General features: G+C 69.7%; 20 protein-coding genes and 1 pseudogene. 5 read left to right on the top strand and 16 right to left on the bottom strand.

Annotated elements, in window-relative coordinates:
- Positions 1–163: 163 nt before the first annotated feature.
- From ACK1X7_RS39770 to ACK1X7_RS39785, 4 genes are all read right to left on the bottom strand, one after another.
- Entirely contained in the window at positions 164–538 is a 375-nt protein-coding gene (locus tag ACK1X7_RS39770) for a hypothetical protein (protein WP_385145885.1), read from the bottom strand.
- A gap of 197 nt (positions 539–735) precedes the next feature.
- Positions 736–1,269 carry a TetR/AcrR family transcriptional regulator gene (locus tag ACK1X7_RS39775; RefSeq protein ID WP_385145913.1) on the bottom strand — a complete coding sequence of 178 codons (534 nt, stop codon included), beginning with the start codon at positions 1,267–1,269 and terminating at the stop codon, positions 736–738.
- A gap of 22 nt (positions 1,270–1,291) precedes the next feature.
- Positions 1,292–2,128 (bottom strand): alpha/beta fold hydrolase, encoded by an 837-nt coding sequence (locus tag ACK1X7_RS39780; RefSeq protein ID WP_413116403.1) that lies wholly within the window; start codon positions 2,126–2,128, stop codon positions 1,292–1,294.
- Positions 2,129–2,230: 102 nt separating this feature from the next.
- Positions 2,231–2,860 carry a hypothetical protein gene (locus ACK1X7_RS39785; RefSeq protein WP_385145889.1) on the bottom strand — a complete coding sequence of 210 codons (630 nt, stop codon included), beginning with the start codon at positions 2,858–2,860 and terminating at the stop codon, positions 2,231–2,233.
- A 292-nt stretch (positions 2,861–3,152) separates the two neighbouring features.
- On the opposite strand from ACK1X7_RS39785, the gene ACK1X7_RS39790 reads away from it, so the two are divergent.
- Positions 3,153–3,689, top strand: a complete 537-nt coding sequence (locus ACK1X7_RS39790) for a hypothetical protein (RefSeq protein ID WP_413116404.1) — start codon at positions 3,153–3,155, stop codon at positions 3,687–3,689.
- 210 nt (positions 3,690–3,899) lie between these two features.
- Here ACK1X7_RS39790 and ACK1X7_RS39795 read toward each other — a convergent pair whose 3' ends face one another.
- The 3 genes from ACK1X7_RS39795 to ACK1X7_RS39805 all read right to left on the bottom strand — a co-directional run bounded on the left by ACK1X7_RS39795 (position 3,900) and on the right by ACK1X7_RS39805 (position 6,539).
- A complete protein-coding gene (locus ACK1X7_RS39795) occupies positions 3,900–4,568 on the bottom strand; it encodes a Type 1 glutamine amidotransferase-like domain-containing protein (protein WP_413116405.1) in 669 nt (222 codons plus the stop codon).
- A gap of 206 nt (positions 4,569–4,774) precedes the next feature.
- Complete coding sequence (locus ACK1X7_RS39800; RefSeq protein WP_385145895.1) at positions 4,775–5,200, bottom strand: hypothetical protein; 426 nt, start codon at positions 5,198–5,200, stop codon at positions 4,775–4,777.
- A 406-nt stretch (positions 5,201–5,606) separates the two neighbouring features.
- Complete coding sequence (locus ACK1X7_RS39805) at positions 5,607–6,539, bottom strand: NADP-dependent oxidoreductase (protein ID WP_385145903.1); 933 nt, start codon at positions 6,537–6,539, stop codon at positions 5,607–5,609.
- 80 nt (positions 6,540–6,619) lie between these two features.
- Here ACK1X7_RS39805 and ACK1X7_RS39810 point away from each other — a divergent pair, with 80 nt between their 5' ends.
- Positions 6,620–7,000, top strand: a complete 381-nt coding sequence (locus ACK1X7_RS39810) for a winged helix-turn-helix transcriptional regulator (RefSeq protein ID WP_390793470.1) — start codon at positions 6,620–6,622, stop codon at positions 6,998–7,000.
- A gap of 77 nt (positions 7,001–7,077) precedes the next feature.
- Here the strand turns inward: ACK1X7_RS39810 and ACK1X7_RS39815 are convergent, their stop codons facing one another.
- The gene (locus ACK1X7_RS39815; protein WP_413116406.1) at positions 7,078–7,548 is read right to left on the bottom strand and encodes a FadR/GntR family transcriptional regulator; all 471 of its coding nucleotides are present in this window, start codon (positions 7,546–7,548) and stop codon (positions 7,078–7,080) included.
- Between ACK1X7_RS39815 and ACK1X7_RS39820 the strand changes: the two genes are divergently transcribed.
- Positions 7,529–8,497, top strand: a complete 969-nt coding sequence (locus ACK1X7_RS39820; RefSeq protein ID WP_413116407.1) for a zinc-dependent alcohol dehydrogenase family protein — start codon at positions 7,529–7,531, stop codon at positions 8,495–8,497. The genes ACK1X7_RS39815 and ACK1X7_RS39820 overlap by 20 nt on opposite strands.
- A 63-nt stretch (positions 8,498–8,560) precedes the next feature.
- Here the strand turns inward: ACK1X7_RS39820 and ACK1X7_RS39825 are convergent, their stop codons facing one another.
- From ACK1X7_RS39825 to ACK1X7_RS39850, 6 genes and pseudogenes are all read right to left on the bottom strand, one after another.
- Positions 8,561–9,565: an acyl-CoA desaturase gene (locus ACK1X7_RS39825; protein WP_390793467.1), complete on the bottom strand. Its 1,005-nt coding sequence runs from the start codon at positions 9,563–9,565 to the stop codon at positions 8,561–8,563.
- A gap of 212 nt (positions 9,566–9,777) precedes the next feature.
- A pseudogene (locus tag ACK1X7_RS39830) lies at positions 9,778–10,404 on the bottom strand (BlaI/MecI/CopY family transcriptional regulator); the annotation flags it as partial.
- A gap of 75 nt (positions 10,405–10,479) precedes the next feature.
- Positions 10,480–10,746, bottom strand: coding sequence for a GlsB/YeaQ/YmgE family stress response membrane protein (locus ACK1X7_RS39835; RefSeq protein WP_385157943.1), 267 nt, complete (start codon positions 10,744–10,746; stop codon positions 10,480–10,482).
- Between the two features lie 287 nt (positions 10,747–11,033).
- On the bottom strand, positions 11,034–11,264 hold the full coding sequence (locus ACK1X7_RS39840; RefSeq protein ID WP_385113167.1) for a hypothetical protein: 231 nt from the start codon (positions 11,262–11,264) through the stop codon (positions 11,034–11,036).
- Between the two features lie 179 nt (positions 11,265–11,443).
- A complete protein-coding gene (locus tag ACK1X7_RS39845) occupies positions 11,444–11,641 on the bottom strand; it encodes an antitoxin (protein WP_216341701.1) in 198 nt (65 codons plus the stop codon).
- 342 nt (positions 11,642–11,983) lie between these two features.
- A complete protein-coding gene (locus tag ACK1X7_RS39850) occupies positions 11,984–12,205 on the bottom strand; it encodes a hypothetical protein (RefSeq protein ID WP_201856843.1) in 222 nt (73 codons plus the stop codon).
- Positions 12,206–12,910: 705 nt separating this feature from the next.
- Here ACK1X7_RS39850 and tatA point away from each other — a divergent pair.
- Positions 12,911–13,204 (top strand): Sec-independent protein translocase subunit TatA, encoded by a 294-nt coding sequence (gene tatA, locus ACK1X7_RS39855; protein WP_385149777.1) that lies wholly within the window; start codon positions 12,911–12,913, stop codon positions 13,202–13,204.
- A 175-nt stretch (positions 13,205–13,379) separates the two neighbouring features.
- On the opposite strand, the gene ACK1X7_RS39860 is transcribed toward tatA, so the two are convergent.
- Complete coding sequence (locus ACK1X7_RS39860; protein WP_413116408.1) at positions 13,380–13,628, bottom strand: hypothetical protein; 249 nt, start codon at positions 13,626–13,628, stop codon at positions 13,380–13,382.
- Between the two features lie 550 nt (positions 13,629–14,178).
- On the opposite strand from ACK1X7_RS39860, the gene ACK1X7_RS39865 reads away from it, so the two are divergent.
- Positions 14,179–15,705 carry an LCP family protein gene (locus ACK1X7_RS39865; protein ID WP_385149767.1) on the top strand — a complete coding sequence of 509 codons (1,527 nt, stop codon included), beginning with the start codon at positions 14,179–14,181 and terminating at the stop codon, positions 15,703–15,705.
- Here ACK1X7_RS39865 and mgtA read toward each other — a convergent pair.
- A complete protein-coding gene (mgtA, locus tag ACK1X7_RS39870) occupies positions 15,616–18,354 on the bottom strand; it encodes a magnesium-translocating P-type ATPase (protein ID WP_390793518.1) in 2,739 nt (912 codons plus the stop codon). The two genes, ACK1X7_RS39865 and mgtA, sit on opposite strands and share 90 nt — an antisense overlap.
- Between the last annotated feature and the right edge of the window lie 4 nt (positions 18,355–18,358).

Raw genomic sequence — 18,358 nt, forward strand, 5'->3', positions numbered from 1 at the left:
ACCCAATCGTCTTGTACGGGGCTCCCCCGCGCCGTACCTGGTTTTGCGAAACATTGACCCACGAAGTCTAGGGCGATGCCTCGCGGCCCCGACACATATTCCGGGCCAACAGCGCGAAACTTTCACTCGCCGCCGTGCCGGTGGAGGAGGCCACCGGCCGCTGTCAGGCGGTGGACTGACCGAGGGCCACCATCAGGAACAGCAGCATGACCAGTACCCCCAGTCCGATGCCGCCCACTCGGGCGCCACCTCGAGGGTGGAACATCCCCACGATGGTCCCCAGCGTCGCGAACGGCACCGCGTACCGTGCGATGGCTATCAGCGCATCGCCGAAACGCTGCGGGCCCCGGACACCGTCCGGGCAGGAATCGCAAGCGATGGCGAAGAGAGGCCCCACCAGCCCCACGAAGACTCCGAGGACCAGCACTCCCACCGCGAGAACGACCAGCCCTGCCCAGCCGACGGCGCTGCGCGGACGAGGGGCGGCGCGGCGGTCCGGTCCGGCCGCACCGTCAGAAGCAGTTGTGGTGTTCTCCATGCGAGGGACGCTAGGGAACCAGCCGAACCGCCGGTATCCGCTGCCGTACTCATATCGAGATCACTACTCCTCGGCTACGGCGCCGCAGGCCGCGAGGGGTGCTCTGCGCGCAAGCGGCGACCGGCGCGGGCCACCATGCGGTCGTCGCCGAGGACGCCTCGGCCACCCCGGCCACCCCGGCCCGTGCGGCAGCGTTCTCACAAGGCGCGTAGCCCCCGGTCGGTGAAGGCGATCAGCCACGCGAAGCTCTCGTCGATGTCGGTGCTCCACTGGAAGCCGCCCGCCGCCTGCAACGTGGCGAAGCCGTGGCAGAGGCTGCGGAGCATGCGCAGGGCGTGGTTCACATCGGACTCGGCGATGTCGTAGCCGCGCAGGACCGCCGTGAACGCGTCCAGCAGCCGCTGACTCGCGGTGGCCAGCGGATCGTCCGGACCGGAGGGTTCCAGGCCGATCGTCGCGGCGTACCGGCCGGGGTGCTCCAGGACGAAGGCGCGGAAGGCCCGCGCCGCGGCCGCCAGGGCGTCGCGGCCCGCGTACCCCTGGACCGCGCCGCCGACGGCGTCGGCGGCCTCGCTCAACGCCAGGGCCGCGATGCGCCGGTTGAGATCTTCCTGGCCGCTCACGTGCTTGTACAGGGAGGGGGTGCGCACGCCCACCCGTTCGGCCAGCAGACCCATCGTCAGGCCGGCGATACCCACCTCGTCGGCGAGGGCGGCCCCGGCCGCGACCACGGCCGTCGGGTCCAGGCCGGCCCTAGGCATGAGCGGTGTCCGAGCGGACGAAGGCGAGCATCAGCGAAACCACCTGGTCGGGGAACTGGTCGTGCGGGTAGTGCCCCGCGCCGTCGATCATCTCAAGGTGACCGAGGCCGGACGGCAGGGCCTCCACGATCGCCGAACCCTCGGCGTGCGGGTCGGCCCAGTCGGGGTCGAGTGTGCCCATCACGACCAGCACCGGGCAGCGTACGTTGCCGAGTTGCGCTCCGGCGTCGGTCGGGGCGCTGCGGCCCATGCCCTGGAGGGCCTTCATCCGGCCCGGCTCGCGCATCAGGGAGTCGACGCGGCCGAGCCGTTCGGTCCAGTCGGCCGGTTTCACGCCTGGGTAGGCCACGTCGAGGTACGAGCGCCAGAGCGGCACACTGCCGAACACGCCCGTGCCGAGCAGCCGCAGCATGCCCTGCCGGAAGCGCTTGACCCGCAGGTCGCCGAGGCGGATCGACTGCTTGCGGGTGAACGGCGCCAGCTCGACCACCGCGGTGATCAGCGAGGGCTCGCGCGCCGCGGCGATGGTGGCGGCGCCGCCGGAGATCGAGTGGCCGACGAGGAGGGCCGGGCCGCCCAGGTGGCGGATCACGGCGAGCAGGTCGCCGGCGATGGCGGTGCGGCTCCAGGCAGGCCAGCCGGCGCTGGACTCGCCGCAGCCGCGCAGATCGACCGCGGCGACCCGATAGCCCGCCGCCACCAGCGGCGGGATCACCGCACGGTACGCGGCGCGGCTGTCGCCCATGCCGTGGGCGAGAACGATCAGCGGGCCGGACCCCGCCACCTCATAAGCGATTGTGCCGCCGTCGACGGCAAGGTACTCGGTCATGGCATCCCTCAGCTCTGGCTAATTTCGTTAGCTAAAAGCTAATTCAGTTAGCCGAGCCTGTCAACGAGAGTGCCCGCGGTACCGGCGCCGCCGGAGATTGCCTCAGGAGGGCAGGGCCCACCTGCCGGTGTGCTCTCCGTTGGTCTGTAGAAGCGAGTCCATCTGGTACGTCACGGCCGTGATCTTCGCGTCCTGCGGCACGTTGAAGATCACCCAGCCGGTGGTCTTGTCGCCCGGCTGGAGGATCATGGTGAGGTCCAGGGAGTCACCGGCGGTGGGGATGCCGGGCTTACCGGGGTACACCTTGCCGGTCGAGTCGACGACCTTCGCCCCCAGGTTGCCGGGGTCGTCGTAGGTGGCGTCGCCGGTGCTGACGATCGTGAACTCCGTCGCGACCAGGCGCTGCCCGTCGGGGGCCGCGAAGGCGTCCAGCGACGGTTTGGCGTTGTCCTCGTACTTGGTCAGGGTGATGTCGGCCCGAACGTTCTTGCCCGTGGCGCCCATACCGGGCAGCCCCTCCAGCGAGAGGGTGTCACCGAGCTTGGCGCTGCTCGGCGTTGTGCTGCTGGGTGTGGCGTCCGGCGACTGCTGACCGCCGGAGGCGGTGGCGCCGCTGGAACCGGCGCTCTTCGTGGCGTCGGCCTTGCCGCTGTCCCCGTCCGAACCCCCGCACGCCACAAGGGCGGCGGCGAGCACGACGGCTGCGGCGGCGGATGTGATGGAGCGGTGCATGGAATTCCCCCGTAGTTGCCAGTGGGTCTGGCGGGTGTGGCGACATGGGAATTCTGCTGGCCGTGTGTGGGTGTGGAGTGTCTTTCCTGTCACCAAACGGCATCAGGGGGCCACGGCAAACGGCGCTACGGCCGCCGCCAGGCCGAGAAACGTCGGGCAGTTGTTCAGTGCGCTGAAACGGCGGCGCCCGGCGACACCGTGACGTCACGCCGATCCGGTCGCGCGCTGTCAGGTTAATAACCACTACTTTCAGTAATCGTGCTGGCCGGTAAACGATCGGACGGCGGAGACCATGGCAGGCAACACGGAGCCCAGGACAGAAGACAAGATCAAAGACGCTATGCGGGCTGCTCCCGCCTACATCGCGGAGTCGGCCACGGTCGTCGACACGGACATGGAGACAGCCCTACGGGACGGGTCGCCCGACTGGACCTGTGTGCCAACCCCTCCCGGCAAGCCCCACCCGGGTCCGATGTGCAACGACCCGACCATGATGCAGTGGTTCAAGGAGCTCGCTCAGAGAAAGACACCGACGATCGGTCGCATCGGGATCTCCTACATGCTGCAAGGAGAAACCGGCGCGGACTTTGATGACCCCCATGCCACGCAGCCCCCCGCGGGCAAGGACTGGTACCGCGCCGGACCCCACGTGATGTTCGTCTTCCCCAAGGGCACCGGCCACCTGCTGCGAGGAATCGGGCACGACACCACCTCGGGACTGCCTTACATCAGACCGATCCCGGGCGCCGAACCCCTGCTCGTCGTCCCGATCGCCAAGCCCGGCGAGCAAACTTGCGGATGCCCGAACGCCTGCACCTGCCAGGGCTAGAAAGCGCCGAGCCGCCGCGTCGCGGATGGGTCAGTGGCGCCTCGCTCATGCGAGGCGTCGCCGAGTGGCGGCGTGCGTCGCTCATGTGTCGACCGCGCGCAGGAGGCCGTTGGCCGGCACAGGCGAGTACTCGTGCTCGCTCATCTCCGAGACGCCGGAGCCGGGCGGGCGCGGCACTGCCCTGTCCGGGGCTCGCCACCACGCGTCGGGTCACGGATGGAATCGCCACCGGCCTTCAGAAACGACATCCACCTTGCCGTCCCTGACGCGAACGCCCGTCTCGTCGTCGATGAAGTAGATGGGGAAGTCCGCCCGCGCGGCGATGCGATCAGCCCAGGCGTCGTCCCGCTCGGGGAAATCCGGCGAGTACAGGTGGGGCTTGAGATACCAGTCGAAGAGCCCGAACGGCGGCTTCACGGTCGTCGCGCCGAGCACGTGGAGGTCCGCGGCGTCCCCGATGACGTCGGCGGAGTGCCCGGTGAGATTCCGGCTGAAGATCATTGATCCGGCGCTCACCCCCACATAGACCCGGCTCTCCAGCGCCTCCAGGAAGCCGTCGGCCAGGCCGTTGCCGGTGATGCTGCGCGCGAGGTGGTAGTGACTGCCGCCCTCGACATAGATGACGTCGGCGTGAAGCAGCCGGTCGAGCACCATCTGCCGGGGCAGGCCGTTCAGCTCCAGAACGTCGAACTCCCGCCAGCCGAGGCCGTGCAGCAGGTTCATGTCCGCGACGACCCACCCGTGGTCCCCGGGCTCGGCAACGGACGCCGTGGGGACGAACACGACGTTCGCCGACCCGAACGGCTTTCCCAGCATGTCCCGCAGCGCATCCCGCAGCGTCTCGTTGCGCAGGCCACTCGCCGTCAACAGAAAGTTCATCGGGCGAGCCAAGCACGACTGACGGGCGCGTGCAACGAACCCAGGATCCACTCGCCCGGTTCGACGACATCCTCGCCGCGGTCGCGCCCGAACTCACCGGTCAGGTGAGATTGATCTTGGCTTTCCGGGACCGAGGGGAGAGGCCCATACCGAGCCCGACGCGGGGCGGATCAGCAGCCTCGCTACGTCCGGGACGAGGCCAGGAATCAGTACCAGGCCCCGCATTTAACCCAGCCGTTGTTGAGGTTGTTCACGCACACGCGGGCCTTGTAGCCACGGCCGTCGTAGTGGAAGTGGGTGCTGGCCTTGTTGAGGTCCCCTCCTGTGCCCGCACTGTCCGCCCACTTGGTCTGCTGATTGTGATCGATCTCCAGGCGCATCGCGCAGTCGGAGCCGCTCCAGGTCTGCACGAGCCCTTGCACCTTGGGGCCGGGCTTCTTGCCGTTCATCCACGCCTTGCAGCCCGGAATGGTCACCGGTGAGGAGGAGATGAAGTAGACCGCAGAAGCCGCCGAGGTGGCGACGCGGCTCCGGGATGTCGTCGTGGCGTGGGCCGGGGAGGCCAGGCCGATCGTCACACCGGCCAAGGCGGTCGCCATCGTGATGGCAGCAAGGTTTTTGGATCCGTTCACTGTGTCCTTCTCCCATTGACGTGGTTGGTGACAGGACCATCTCGCAGCAGCGGGGCACCGTGCCATCGGTGTCGGGCAAGTGACGACATCCCGGGACGTCCACGCCTGTGACCTGTGCAGAACTGCTCACACGAGACGTCTGCGTGGGACACGATGGGTCAGTTGAGGCCGACGAGGGGCTGTCAGCCGGCGGGCAGGACGACATCGACGCCGCCACGGCTTGCAGGAGCGGCAGACGGGCTCACCGGCCTTGCTGACGACTGCCGCGACGCCCGCATCACCTACACACCGCCCGCTGAACCCGAAGCCCGACCGCCGGCCCCGGCCATGCGGCCGGGGCCACGCCCCAATGCGCTTTCCCGGAGCCACAGGTGCCCATCGAGATCCAGCGGTCCCCACGACGGGATCAGACGGTGAGGACGAGCTTGCCCTGGAGGTGACCGCCGTCGAGCAGCCGGTGCGCGTCGGCGACGCGCTCGAACGGGAACGTCTCCTGTACGTGGACCCGGAGCCTGCCCTGTTCGACGAGTTCGACGAGACCTCGCAGGGCGACCGGATCGGGGTCGACCGCGATGCCGCTGAAGCGCATCCCGGCCGCCTCGTACTTGGCGGCGAGCCCCAAGTCCTCCTCGGCGACCGCCGTCACCAGGTGGCCGCCTGGGCGGAGCACTTCGAGCGACCGCTCGACGGTGTCGCCGCCGATCGTGTCGAGCACCACGTCGACATCGCGGACCGCCTCGGCGAAGTCGACCGCCGTGTAGTCGATCACCTCGTCGGCGCCGAACCCCTCGACGAACGTCCGCTTGCTCCCACTGGCGGTCGCGATCACATGCGCGCCGAGCGCCTTCGCGATCTGGATCGCGACGTGGCCGACCCCGCCACCACCGCCGTGGACCAGGACGCGGTCGCCCTCGGTCACGCCGCCGAGGTCGACGAGGCCCTGCCACGCCGTCAGCCCGACGACCGGCAGCGCCGACGCCTCGATGTGCGAGAGCGACGCCGGCTTGCGTACCAGGTGGAGCGCCGGCGCCGCCACGACCTCGGCGTACGCGCTCGCCGCCCGCGGGAACAGCGGCATCCCGAACACCTCGTCGCCGGGCCTGAACCGATACGTCAGCGGCCCCTCCTCGACCACGCCGCTGATGTCCCAGCCGAGGATGAACGGCGGCCGGCCGAGCAGCGGGGGGAACTCGCCGGCGCGCAGGAGCGCTTCCAGCGGGTTCAGCCCGATCGCCTTGACGCGGACGAGAACCTCGGTCGGGAGGGGCTGGGGCTCGGGCGCGTCCACGACGGTGAGCACCTCGGGACCGCCGAGCGTCTGCTGGGTGATGACTCGCATGACTCTCCTGGCTTTCAGCTTCGAAGGGGGGAGAACCCAGGCTAGATTTTCGATAGGAACCACCAGGTACCTTGGGCGCCATGAGCGGTTTCGGTCCCGGTGGTCCCTTTCTCGCCGACTGTCCGGCGCGTCTGGCGATCGAGCTCATCGCCGACAAGTGGACGGCGGTCGTGCTCTACGGCCTCAGCAGGGGCCCGGTGCGCCATGGCGAGCTGATCGAGCTGATCGGCGGTATCTCCCGCAAGATGCTCACCCAGACGCTCCGACGGCTCGAGGCGCACGGACTCGTCCGCCGCCACGCCTACGCCGAGGCGCCGCCCCGCGTCGAGTACGAACTCACCCCACTCGGGGCGACACTGATCGATCCGATCCACATGCTGACCGAGTGGGCGAGGGCGAACGGCGACGCGGTGCTCGACGCGCTCGACGCCGGCCCCGGGCCGGTCGCCCAAAGCGACTGAGGCCGTCGAGTTTCGACTCGCGGCCCGGGGCGAGACCCGGGCGGCGGTCGCAGCGCCCGGCCACAGCGCCCGGGCGTTCAGCCGTCCGTGGGCTGGTCCTGGGAAAGCAGGCTGGAGATCGGCACCTCGCTCGCCCAGCGGTGGGCCAGCGCCTGGGCGCGGACGTCGGCCAGGTGGTTCACATGCTCGAGCAGCCGGGTGCGGGCGAGGTCCGGGTCCTGGTTCTCGATGGCCTCGAAGACGGCACTGTGCTGGGCTTGAATGACGTCACGGTCGAGGAGCCCGACGAAGACGGTGTTCGTCATCGGCCGTACGAGGTGTACCGAGGTCATGGCCAGTTCGCGGATGCGGTTGCCGGCCACCCGTGTGATCGCGGTGTGGAACTCGAGGTCGGTGGCCAGCCACTCGGCCATGTCGAGCCCGTGACCGCGGGCCCGCAGGGCCGGCGCGATCAGGGCCGCGCTCTCCGGGTGGCGTATGTCGTTGCCGGTCAGCTCATGGAAGCGGTTGAAGCGATGCTGCACGCCGGTGGACCCGAAGTCCTGCACCTGGAGGAGGTCCCCCTGCCCGAGCCCAGGGCCGGGCGAGGTCCTGATCCGCACCCGGGCGCTGGGCCTGAACCGGGCGGAGTCGATGTTCCGTCTGGGCCAGTACGGCATCGACCCCGTCTTCCCGTCCGGTATCGGCTACGAGGCGGCCGGAGTGGTCGAGGCCCTCGGGGACGGCGTGAGCGGGCTGAGTGTGGGCGACGCGGTCAGCCTGGTGCCGTCCTTCGCCATGACCGACTACGCCGTGCACGGCGAGGCGGTCCTCGCCCCGGAGCACGCGGTCGTCACCCACCCCGAGCGCCTGTCCTTCGAGGAGGCGGCCTCGGTGTGGATGCAGTTCATCACCGCCTACGGCGGCCTGGTCGACCTCGCGGGCGTCCGCCCCGGCGACACCGTCCTGATCTCCGCCGCCTCCAGCAGCGTCGGCCTCGCGGCCATCCAGGTCGCCCACAAGGCCGGTGCCCGCGCCGTCGCCCTGACCCGCACCAGCGCCAAGCGCCGGCAGCTCCTGGACGCCGGCGCCGACGAGGTCATCGCCACCGCCGAGGAGGACGTCCCCGCCCGCGTACGGGAGCTGACCGACGGCCAGGGCGCCCGGGTCATCTTCGACGCCGTCGGAGGAACGGCCCTGGCCGACCTGGTCACCGCCGCCGCTCACGAGGCCCACCTCGTTCTCTACGGCCTCCTCGACCGCACCCCCGCACCGCTCAACGTCGGTGAGGTCCTCTTCAAGCACCTCACCATCCGCGGATTCGAACTCTTCGAGATCACCACCGACGACCGGCGCCGCGCCGAAGCGGTCGCCTTCGTGACCGACGGCCTCGCCAAGGGCGAGCTGACCCCCACCGTCGACAGGACGTTCCCGCTGGAGGACATCGCCGAGGCCCACCGATACCTGGAGGCCGGCGGGCAGGTCGGAAAGATCGTCGTCACCGTCCCCAGGAGCTGAACGTGCCGGCGCGGGACCGATGCGGGCCGGTGGAGTGCTGTTCTCGCCGCGCCGTGAGGGGGGTCAGACCGCGGGCGGGTACGGGCCGGCCGCTTCGGGGAGCAGTCGGGCGTTGAGGCGGTCCTCGCTCGGCCAGCGCACGTCATGGACCCAGCCCAGCTTCTCGAACACCCAGATGAGGCGCGCCGACGGGTCGAGCTGGCCCGACAGGACGCCGTGGCGCGCGCCCGTGGGGTCGGCGTGATGTGAGTTGTGCCAGCTCTCGCCGAAGGACAGCAGCGCGAGCGGCCAGAAGTTGGTGGCCTTGTCCCGACTGATGAACGGGCGTTTGCCGGCGACGTGGCAGACCGAGTTCACCGACCAGGTGACGTGGTGCAACAGCGCCATCCGGATCACCCCGGCCCAGAGGAACCCGCTCAGCGCGCCGGTCCAGGTGCCGGTGACGAGCCCGCCGACCAGTGCCGGGGACAAGAGCGAGACGGCGGTCAGCGGCCCGAAGAGCCGACCGACGAGCCGCAGGTCGGGATCGGCGGCGATGTCGGGCGCGAACCTGGCACGGTTGCTCAGCTCGCGCTTCAGCATCCACCCGATATGAGCGTGGACAAGCCCCTTGAGCAGCGCGCGGGTGTCGGTCCCGTAGCGCCAGGGCGAGTGCGGGTCGTCCTCTCGGTCGGCGAAGGCGTGATGGCGGCGGTGGTTCGCCACCCACTGGACCGGTGAACCCTCGACACCCAGCGAACCCGCGACGGCCAGGGCGATCCGCAGGCCCCGCCGTGCCTTGAACGAGCGATGCGTGAAGAGGCGGTGATAACCGACCGTGAGTCCGAAGCCGGACACGAGGTAGGCGACCACCGCCATGCCGACGTCCAGCGCGGACAACAGGCCCCATCCCCATACGAACGGCGCCGCGGCGATCAGGCAGATCGGCGGGCCGACGACGAAGATCCACATCGCCACCCCCGCCGCGGCCGTCTGCGGGGCGTCGAGCAGCGGCTTGACCTCGGCCGCGGTCTCGGCGTCGCGTTCGGCGGCGGCCTGTTCAGCGCGGTCAGCCTCGCTGGGGTACATCGATTCCTCGCCGTTGCTCGAACCACTTCGGATGTGGACACGGCATACGGTTCCACCGGATGGCAGCCGCGCAGGTCGTCGCCGATGTCCAGGGTGTGAACGTCGAGGGACCGAACCACCGTCAGCCAGGCGCCCTTTTTCGGTGTCCAGTGTCCGCTGGGCTGGCTGGCCCGGGGATGGCCCGGATCTCGGAGGCTGGGGGCCTTCGAACCTGATTCGACGGCGCCGGCAGTAGCGCTCCAGAGGGCCATGCCCACCGTGGTGAAGAGCGGTGGCCAGGCGCGTGCCGCGGGTGGCGGGCAGAGCAGGGCCGTGACCCGGCGTGGCAGGGGGCCGGGTGCGGCGAAGGCGGCGACTGTTGCTGCCGGCGTGTTGCGCGAGGCGAGGGCGGCCTTGCCGATCGCGCGGGCGACGGCCTTGCGGCTGCCGACGACCTGGGCGGCTTCCTCGTCCGCCCATCGCTCCGCCGTGTAGGCCACGGCGGAGCGCAAGGGCAGCAGGAACGGGTTGGCGCACGCGGCTAGTTGGACGGTCGGCAGATGGTGGTGGTGGCGGGCGGCGAGGTGGGTGCGCTCGTGGGCGAACAGCGCGCGGCGCAGTCGTCGGGCAGCACTCCCACCTCCGTGCTGGGCAGCTCCGCCAGCGCTTGGTGGGCGCGGCGTCGTATCCGGTGGTGTCCACAGGAACGACCGTCCCTCCCGCCTACGGGCGACGGCTTGCTTGGCCGGCAGCCGGGCCGGCACCGTCGTCACGGTCGTGTACGCGAGGTCGGCGGCCAGGTGATCCCGCACCCAGCCTGCCGACACCGGGTCGCCAGCGGCATGCAGCGCGGAGAGGACTTGCGTCTCAGCGCTTCCAGGGACTGATGGCCGCCGTGACCACCCGGCCGAAGGCGGCCACGGACGTGGTGGGGGTCAGTCGCGCGAGTTGCCGAACAGGAGACGGTACGCGACGAGTAGCACGAGAGAGCCGCCGACGGCCGCACCCCACGTATAGAGGTCGAAGAACTGTTTCTCCACCGGGCGGTCGAGGAATCGAGCGGAAATCCAGCCGCCTATGAAGGCGCCCGCGACGCCGATGAGGGTGGTGCCGATGAGACCGCCCGGGTCACGTCCGGGCAGAAGGATCTTGGCGATGGCCCCGGCGAGGAGGCCGAGGATGATCCAGCTAATGATGCCCATGTTGTTGATGTCCTCCATCCGGCCTGGCCAAGTCGGGACACACCTGGCCGACAGCAGTATTGCTCGGTTGCGCAATTTTACAGATATTGGGGAAGACGCGTGTCTGGGCGCCTGCGGTTGCGTATACACCGGGAGGTCAGGTCGTCATCGGTCGACCGGGCGTCATGTGCGTCTTTGGTGGGTGCGGAGGCGGGGTTGGCGTCCGGCTCGACGACGGCAACACGCTCGCCCCGGCACCGTCAGGGGTCCGAAGACGGAGTCGCCCGCTGAGCTTCGCGCCGCGCCCATCAGGGGCTCGCCGCGTCGAAGCCGTACCGCAGCGGCTCGTGTTCCACGCGGAGGTCCCGACGGTAGATGTACAACGCCTCCGCGCGCACGCCGCCGAGCGCGGCATCCACCTCGCAGGGGTATGTCACCTGAATCGCTCGCGGTCGGCCGGTGACCCGGACTCGCAGTCCGTCTGCGGGGCCATCATCGAGTACCGCGGCTTCCTGTCCCGTTGCGTCGCTGGTTTCCATCCAAGACAGTTTAGTGGTTGCGCAACTATGGAATTGTTGTGTCTTGGGTCACACGCACCGTTCGGCGCTTCGGATGGCGTGGGGCGAGTCTGGACGGCGGGCGTGCCGGGGCAGACTGCCCCGGCACGCCCGCGTCCTGTCGCAGACGCTGACTGCCCGTTCGGGGTGAGCCGGGGCTGTCAGTCCTTCTTCTCACCAAGGCGCTCGACGAAGTCCTGCGCCTTGTCGACTCCTGTGTCGATCTTTTCGCTGTATTTGCCGCCGGTCCTGTCGTCGATGAAGTCGCCGGTTTTCTCCAGCCCTGCGGAGATCTTTCCGCCATGGCTCTCGGCGAGGTCCGCGGCCTTCTGCTTGAGGTTCTTCAAAGCGTCGAACATCCTGTGCGTATACCTCCGGCTGATCTCGGTCGTTCCGGGTGTGCGGTACCGGCGCGGCGATGTGGCGCGGGCCTGGGTGCCGGCACCCGTTCCTTGGTGATGGGGCTTGTGACGGTGGTGAGGGTCGGCATCGCGCCCTCTCCGGGCGGGAACCAGGAGCGTCGGCCCGCTGGCTCCGCCGGGATGCTGTCTCAACTGTCTGGCGCTGTGGACGCGCCCAAGATTCAGGTCGGCGGAGTCGAAGCCGAACTCGAGCTGCCCGAGGGCTTCGAGGACCGCTGTCCGTGTTGCCCGAAGGTTGCGGCGGTCCGGTTGTACCGGCGCCGCCGCGGGCTTGTGGTTCTACTTCGTGGCGGATTCCAGCGAGGCGAGTGTGGAGGCCCACTGGAAGTACTTCAGATTGGCCAGATCCGCCACCGTCTTGATGCCGAACGCCTCGCGCAGCAAATCGCCGTGACGGTCCGACACGCCCTTCAGGGCGGAGACGGGAGCCGCGAGGATCTCCGAGAGCTCCTTGTCGGCCCATGCCTTGTCCACCATGTTGCCAAGGTCTATCGCAGCCAAGCTGTCCTCCTGATTCCCGCCGGGCGCCGTGGTGGCCCGGTGACCGCGTCCGCGGCCGAATGAAAAACTACAGTGGTGTAGATACAGTTCCCGACTGGGAGCGGACCGAGGGCTTTTCGGCCACGCCGGCGACCCTCCTTCACCCCGCTGGTCGCAGTGGGCGTGAGTATGAGACGGCGTTAGTTGACTGGTGCGGGGCTCTGTCGAATGGCTGAGGGCGCATCGCTGCCACCGCGCCTGCGACGCTGTCGCGACGGGGTCGTCCGTGGTGCCCTGCTGCCGTACGTGTACGCGATGGTGGACTGGGTCTTCTTCGCCGCCGACGACCCCCAGCGCTGCGGGTCCATCGCCCCGCCGGCCATCTGCCGCGGCGAGGTGTTACGGGTGAGGGGTGATGTCGGGGAGAAGGTCCTCCGACTGGCCGGTGAAGGAGTTCACCGTGAAGACGGTCCGGTCGCCACGGGGGCCCGTGAGCCGGGCGAGGAAGCCCTTATGTTCGGCGGCCTGCCCGGGCGCCGCTCATGCTCGCCCGACGGTGAGTCGACGTGCTCTGGGCGATGCCGTGTGGTGCCGTGCCCGCCCGGCAGCCGCCGACCCTGCCGGGCCATTCCACCGTGACGCCTTCGAGTTGTACAGTTGCGCAATACTGCAAGCATGCCAAGGGGTGGCTCCCGGCGGCCGACAAAGAGGAACGAGGTGAGTGTGGTGCTTCGCAATGGACTGGAACCCTGGCACCTGCTGATCGTGGCGATTGTGTTCATTCTGCTCTTCGGGGCGAAGAGGCTGCCCGACACCGCTCGGTCTCTGGGCAAGTCCCTGCGCATCCTCAAGAGTGAGGCCAAGGCCATGAAGGAGGAGGGCGGGCAGGCGGCCGCGGCCTCGTCGGCGTCCGCTGCCACCGACACGGCCGAGCAGCCCTCATCCCGCGTTGTCCAGGCAGCCTCCGGCGAGCCCTCCTCGGCGCGCGCGGGCCGAGAAGATCACACCACAGGGCGGTGAGTCCCGTACGGCACGCGTCTCCTGGGTGTTGGCGCGACAGGGGGCACGGCTGCGAAGCAGTCGGCCGCCTGCCGGCGAACCAGGGAACCGCGTCCGCCGACAAGGCGCCTCGATGATCGGCTCGACAGTGGCCCGGGGGGAGCCGAGGGATTCCGCGTGGCCCCAGGAGGGGTGGTCACGTCGTTTCGGGGTCGAAGAGCGGACGCTCCGACGTGGCCGCTCCCTCCTTCGCCAAGGTCACCCTCTTTGCCGGGGTCACGTCCTTGGCAAGGTCGACGCCAGGCGCCGCCGGGACGTTCTCTGTCGAGATATCCGCTGCTTCGCGCACCGCGTCCGCGATCTGAGTCAGCTCCTTGCGCGGGTCGAGAGCGTCGCGGAGCTCCTCAAGGCCGAGCCCATCGCTGCCCAGGACGTGCTTGTGCACGAACCTCTTGGGATGCAGGTCCTCGAACTCGAAGTCCTGGAACTCCGGGCCCAGTTCGGAGCGGATGTCCTGCTTGACGCTGTAGCTCGCGCACCTTGCGCAGGAAGCCCGTCACGTTCTGGATCAGCTCCGGGAGCTTGTCCGGGCCGAAGAGCGGCACGGCCAGGATCATCAAGGCGGCCGGCTCCATCGGGCGCCTGGGTGCCCCGGCGCCGCATGTGCGGGCCCGGCTGGTTGCACCGGCCCCTCGGCGAGATCACCGTCACGCTCGTCGCCGCAGCCGCGATCACCGTGCTGTGCACGCCACCCGTGCGGCGGATCTTCCGGTTCATGATCGAGCCCACCATGGAGTGGGCGTTCCGGCGGGGGACTGTGCCTTGAAAGACGTCACTCAACTCGCCCCGTAAAACGGGTCATTGGGCCCGAAGAACGTCACGGGGTGGGGCCGTGAACCATTCCCGGGAAATAGTTGCTAGATTGCGCAATCACACAACCATAGGTCGGGGTCGGCAGTCCCCTGTGTAGAGCCGGACGCACGAGGGGTGTACGGATGACCAACAGCCGCAAGAAGACCGCGTCCAAGCGGCACGCCCCGGCGCAGTCAACCGAGCGGTGCCGGGACGCCTCCCGTGCCCGGCGGCGCAAGCGGAGCCGTACGCGGATCGCGCTGACCATAGTGCTGTCGCTGCTGGTGCTCGTGGCGGCGGGCGCGGGCTGGGTGTACTGGCAGCTAAACGGCAACATCAGCACCTTTGACGCGGACGGCATCTCCGGGGACCGGCCGGACGACTTCTCCAACGGCCAGAACGTCCTCGTCATCGGCTCGGACGCGCGTACCGGAGGCAACAGCGAGCTGGGCGGCGGCGACAAGGGCGACATCGGGCGCTCCGACACCGCGCTGCTGCTGCATGTGTACGCCGACCGCAAGCACGCCGTGGCCGTGTCCATCCCCCGCGACACCCTCGTGGACATCCCACCCTGCAAGCTGCCCGACGGGAGCTGGACCAGGACGCGGCACGACATGTTCAACGCCGCGTACTCCGTCGGACAGACCGCCAAGGGAAATCCTGCCTGCACGCAGAACACCGTGGAGCACCTCACCGGCCTGCGCGTCCACCACACGATAGTGGTCGACTTCAAGGGCTTCGCGAAGCTCACCGACGTGGTGGGCGGCGTCGAGGTGTGCGTGCCGCAGGACGTCTACCAGAAGGACCTCAACCCCAACCGCGCGGACCGCGGCGAGCGCATCTTCGCCAAGGGCGAGCAGCGTGTCGCCGGACAGAAGGCCCTGGACTACGTGCGCATCCGGCACGGCATCGGCGACGGCTCCGACATAGGCCGCATCAAGCGCCAGCAAGCCTTCATCGCCGGCCTCATCAAGAAGATCAAGAGCGACGGACTCACCCCCACCAAGCTGCTGCCCCTTGCGAACGCCGCCACCAAGTCCATGACGGTCGACCCCGGTCTGGGATCCGCCAACAAGCTGATCTCCTTCGCGATGTCGATGAAGCAGATCGACCTGCACAACACCAAGTTCATCACCATCCCCTGGCGGTACCAGGGTGAGCGGGTCGCCATCGTCGAGCCGGAGGCCGACGCCCTGTGGGCCGCTCTGAAAGCCGACCGCACCCTCGACGGCAAGGACGCCGGCGGAAAGAACGGCGACAAGAAGCCCAAACCCTCACAGAACGCCAGGCCGGTCTCCGGCGACGGCATCGCGGTGGCCATTCACAACGGCACCACCACCGGCGGCCTCGCCTCACGCGCCGCCAAGGCGCTCACCGACCACGGCTTCATGATCACCGGCACCGGCAACGCACCGAGCCAGGACCACTCCACGACCACGATCACCTACGGACCCGGCCAGAAGACCCAGGCCGAAACGGTTGCCCGGCTCTTCGCCAAGGCCGGACTCGAGCCGGTGTCCGCCGACGGCATCACCGTCACTCTCGGCCAGTCGTACGCGGACAACCCCTCGGCCGCACCATCACCCGAGCCGACCATCGTCCCCTCCAAGGTGGCCGACGGCGCCCGCTCCGCCGACGACGACGCCTGCTCCAACCTCTCCTACGGCTGATCCCGGCCCCGCGACACGTCCCAGCCGCTCCGCGTGCCGTCGTTCGCGGCGCCGCATGGCCATCGCCAACGCGGCCGCGTACAGCGTCAGGACGGCAGCGAGCTGCGCGTAGTACGCGAGCGGCAGTGCCGTCATCCCGAGCGGTGGACCGAGCGGGGAGGGGGGAACCAGGACGCCGACGGCGGCGAGGACGGCGGCTGCCCAGCCCACCGGGCTCAGTCCGCCCCTGGCGCCGCGGCGGCCCGTGTGCAGCAGGACCATGACCAGTGCCTGGGTGAGCAGGTTCTCGGTGAACCAGCCGGAGTGGAAGATCGCCTCGTCGTTGTCGCTGCCGGGGCCGTACATGGCGAGGGCGAGCAGGGCGAAGGTGGCCAGGTCGGCCAGGGCGTTGAGGGCGCCGAAGCCGGTGATGAAGCGCAGCAGGCCACGCGGGCGCAGCACGGCGGGACGGCGCAGCGCGGCCGGGTGAGGGCGGTCGTAGGCGAAGGCGAGCTGGGCGGCGTCGAAGCATAGGTTCTGCACCAGGACCTGGGCGGGCAGCATCGGCAGGAAAGGCAGCAGGACGCCCGCGGCGAGCATCGCGATGACGTTGCCGAGGTTGGAGGAGAGGGCGATGCGCAAGTACGCCGTGATGTTGCCGCCGGCGTGCCGTCCCGCCGTGACGGCACGGCCGATGGCCGTGAGGTCTTTACCCCCCTTGTCCTGCTTCTGTTGTCCGGCGAGGACCACGTCGGCGCCGTCCCGGGTCACGGCCACCGCGTCGCGCGGGCAGATGCCGATGTCGGCGGCGCGCAGGGCGGGCAGGTCATTGGCGCCGTCGCCGAGGAAGCCGGCCGTGTGTCCATCGGCACGCAGGGCGGTGACGATGCGGGCCTTGTGGTCGGGCGAGCAGCGGGCGAAGACGGTGGTACGGCGTGCCGCGGCGGCCAGTTCGGCGTCGGTGAGCAAGTCGACGCGGTCGGCGGTCAGGACGCCGTCGACCGCGAGGCCGAGATCGTGGCAGGCGCGGGTGGCGGTTCCCGGGTGGTCGCCGGTGAGGATCTTCACGTTCACCCCGCGGCCGGCGAGGTCGCGCAGGGCGGCGGCCGCGGTGTCGGTGACCTCGTCCCGCAGCGTCACGAATCCCCGGAAGGTGAGATCGTGTTCGTCGGCGTGGGTGTAGGCGCGGAGGCGTGCGGTGCGGTCGGCGGTGGCGACCGCCAGCAGGCGCAGACCGTCGGTGGCCAGGCGGTCGGCGAGCGAGTGCAGCCTCGCCCGTTCCTCTTCGCCGAGGGCACACCGTTCCAGGACGGCCTCGACGGCACCCTTGACGATCAGGGTGTGGGTGCCGAGGCGGCCCGGGGTGCTGACGACGGCGGTGGCCAGGCGGCGTACCGGATCGAACGGCAGCGCCGCCACCGGCTCGTAGGCCATGGCCTCCGCCTCGTCGACGGCATCCAGCAGCGCCTCATCCAGCATGTCGGGCACGGGCAGGTCGGCGAGCTGCAGAGTCCACCAGGCGTTGACGGCGGCCCAGCGCAGCACCTCGGCGTCGTTCTGGCCGTCCGCGTCCAGGGCCCGGTGCACGACGGGCCGGTCCTCGGTGAGGGTGCCGGTCTTGTCCAGACACAGCACGTCCATGGCACCCAGGTCGTGCAGCGCGGGCAGGCGTTTGACGATCACCCCGTGGGTGCGGGCGAGGAGCGCGGCGCCGCGGGCGAGGCACGTCGTGACGACGACCGGCAGCATTTCGGGGGTCAGCGCGACCGCCACCGCCACCGCGAACGGCAGAGTCTCCAGGCCGCGTCCGTCCACGGCGGCGTTGGCCATGAGGACCAGCGGCGGGGTCAGCAGCGTGAAGCGGACGAGAATCCACGAGACGCCGTGCACCGAACGGTCGAAGGCACTGGGGCCGCGCCGCTGGACACCCGTATGCGTGCGCGCGAACTCCGTATGCGCCCCGGTTGCCTCCACAACGGCCGTGCCACTGCCCGACGCCACGCTGCTGCCCTGGAAACACAGGTGCGGTTGCCCGAATACGCCCCGGCCGTAACGGGCGTCGGGCACGTCGACCGGGTACTTGTCGACGGGCTGTGACTCTCCGGTGAGCGCCGCCTGGTACACCCGTAGTCCACTGGCCCGCAGCAGCCGTACGTCTGCGGGCACCAGATCCCCGGGACCGAGACTGATCACATCGCCCGGCACTAGCTGGTCGACCGGGATCTCGCACACCACCGGAGCGGCGTCCCGCGAGTCGGCCCGGCGCAGTACGCTCGCCGTGGTGGCGACCAGCTCGCGCAGATGTGCCATGGACCGATCGGCCCGCAGCTCGCCGGATATGCGCAGCCCGCAGCTCACCACCACGAGGAAGGTGATCACGGTCGCGGTCGCCCAGGAGGCCACCGCCGCCGACACGAGACCGAGCACGAGCAGCACCGCGGTGAACGGATCGCGCAGGCCGCGCAGCAGCCGCCGAGGCCAGGGAGTGGCGCGCCGAGTGGGCAGGACGTTTTCACCGAAGCGGGCCAGACGCTCCTCCGCCGCCTGCTCGGTCAGCCCGCGCGGCCCGCTGTCGAGGGCGCGCAGCACTTGCAGCGCGGTCGGCGCCGCACTCCCGCCGCTTCCTGGGGATGGTGTCGCGGCGGTCGAGGGGCCGCTCCCCGCGGCCATGGCG

The organism is Streptomyces sp. CY-1, assembly GCF_047218265.1.
Taxonomy (GTDB): domain Bacteria; phylum Actinomycetota; class Actinomycetes; order Streptomycetales; family Streptomycetaceae; genus Streptomyces; species Streptomyces niphimycinicus.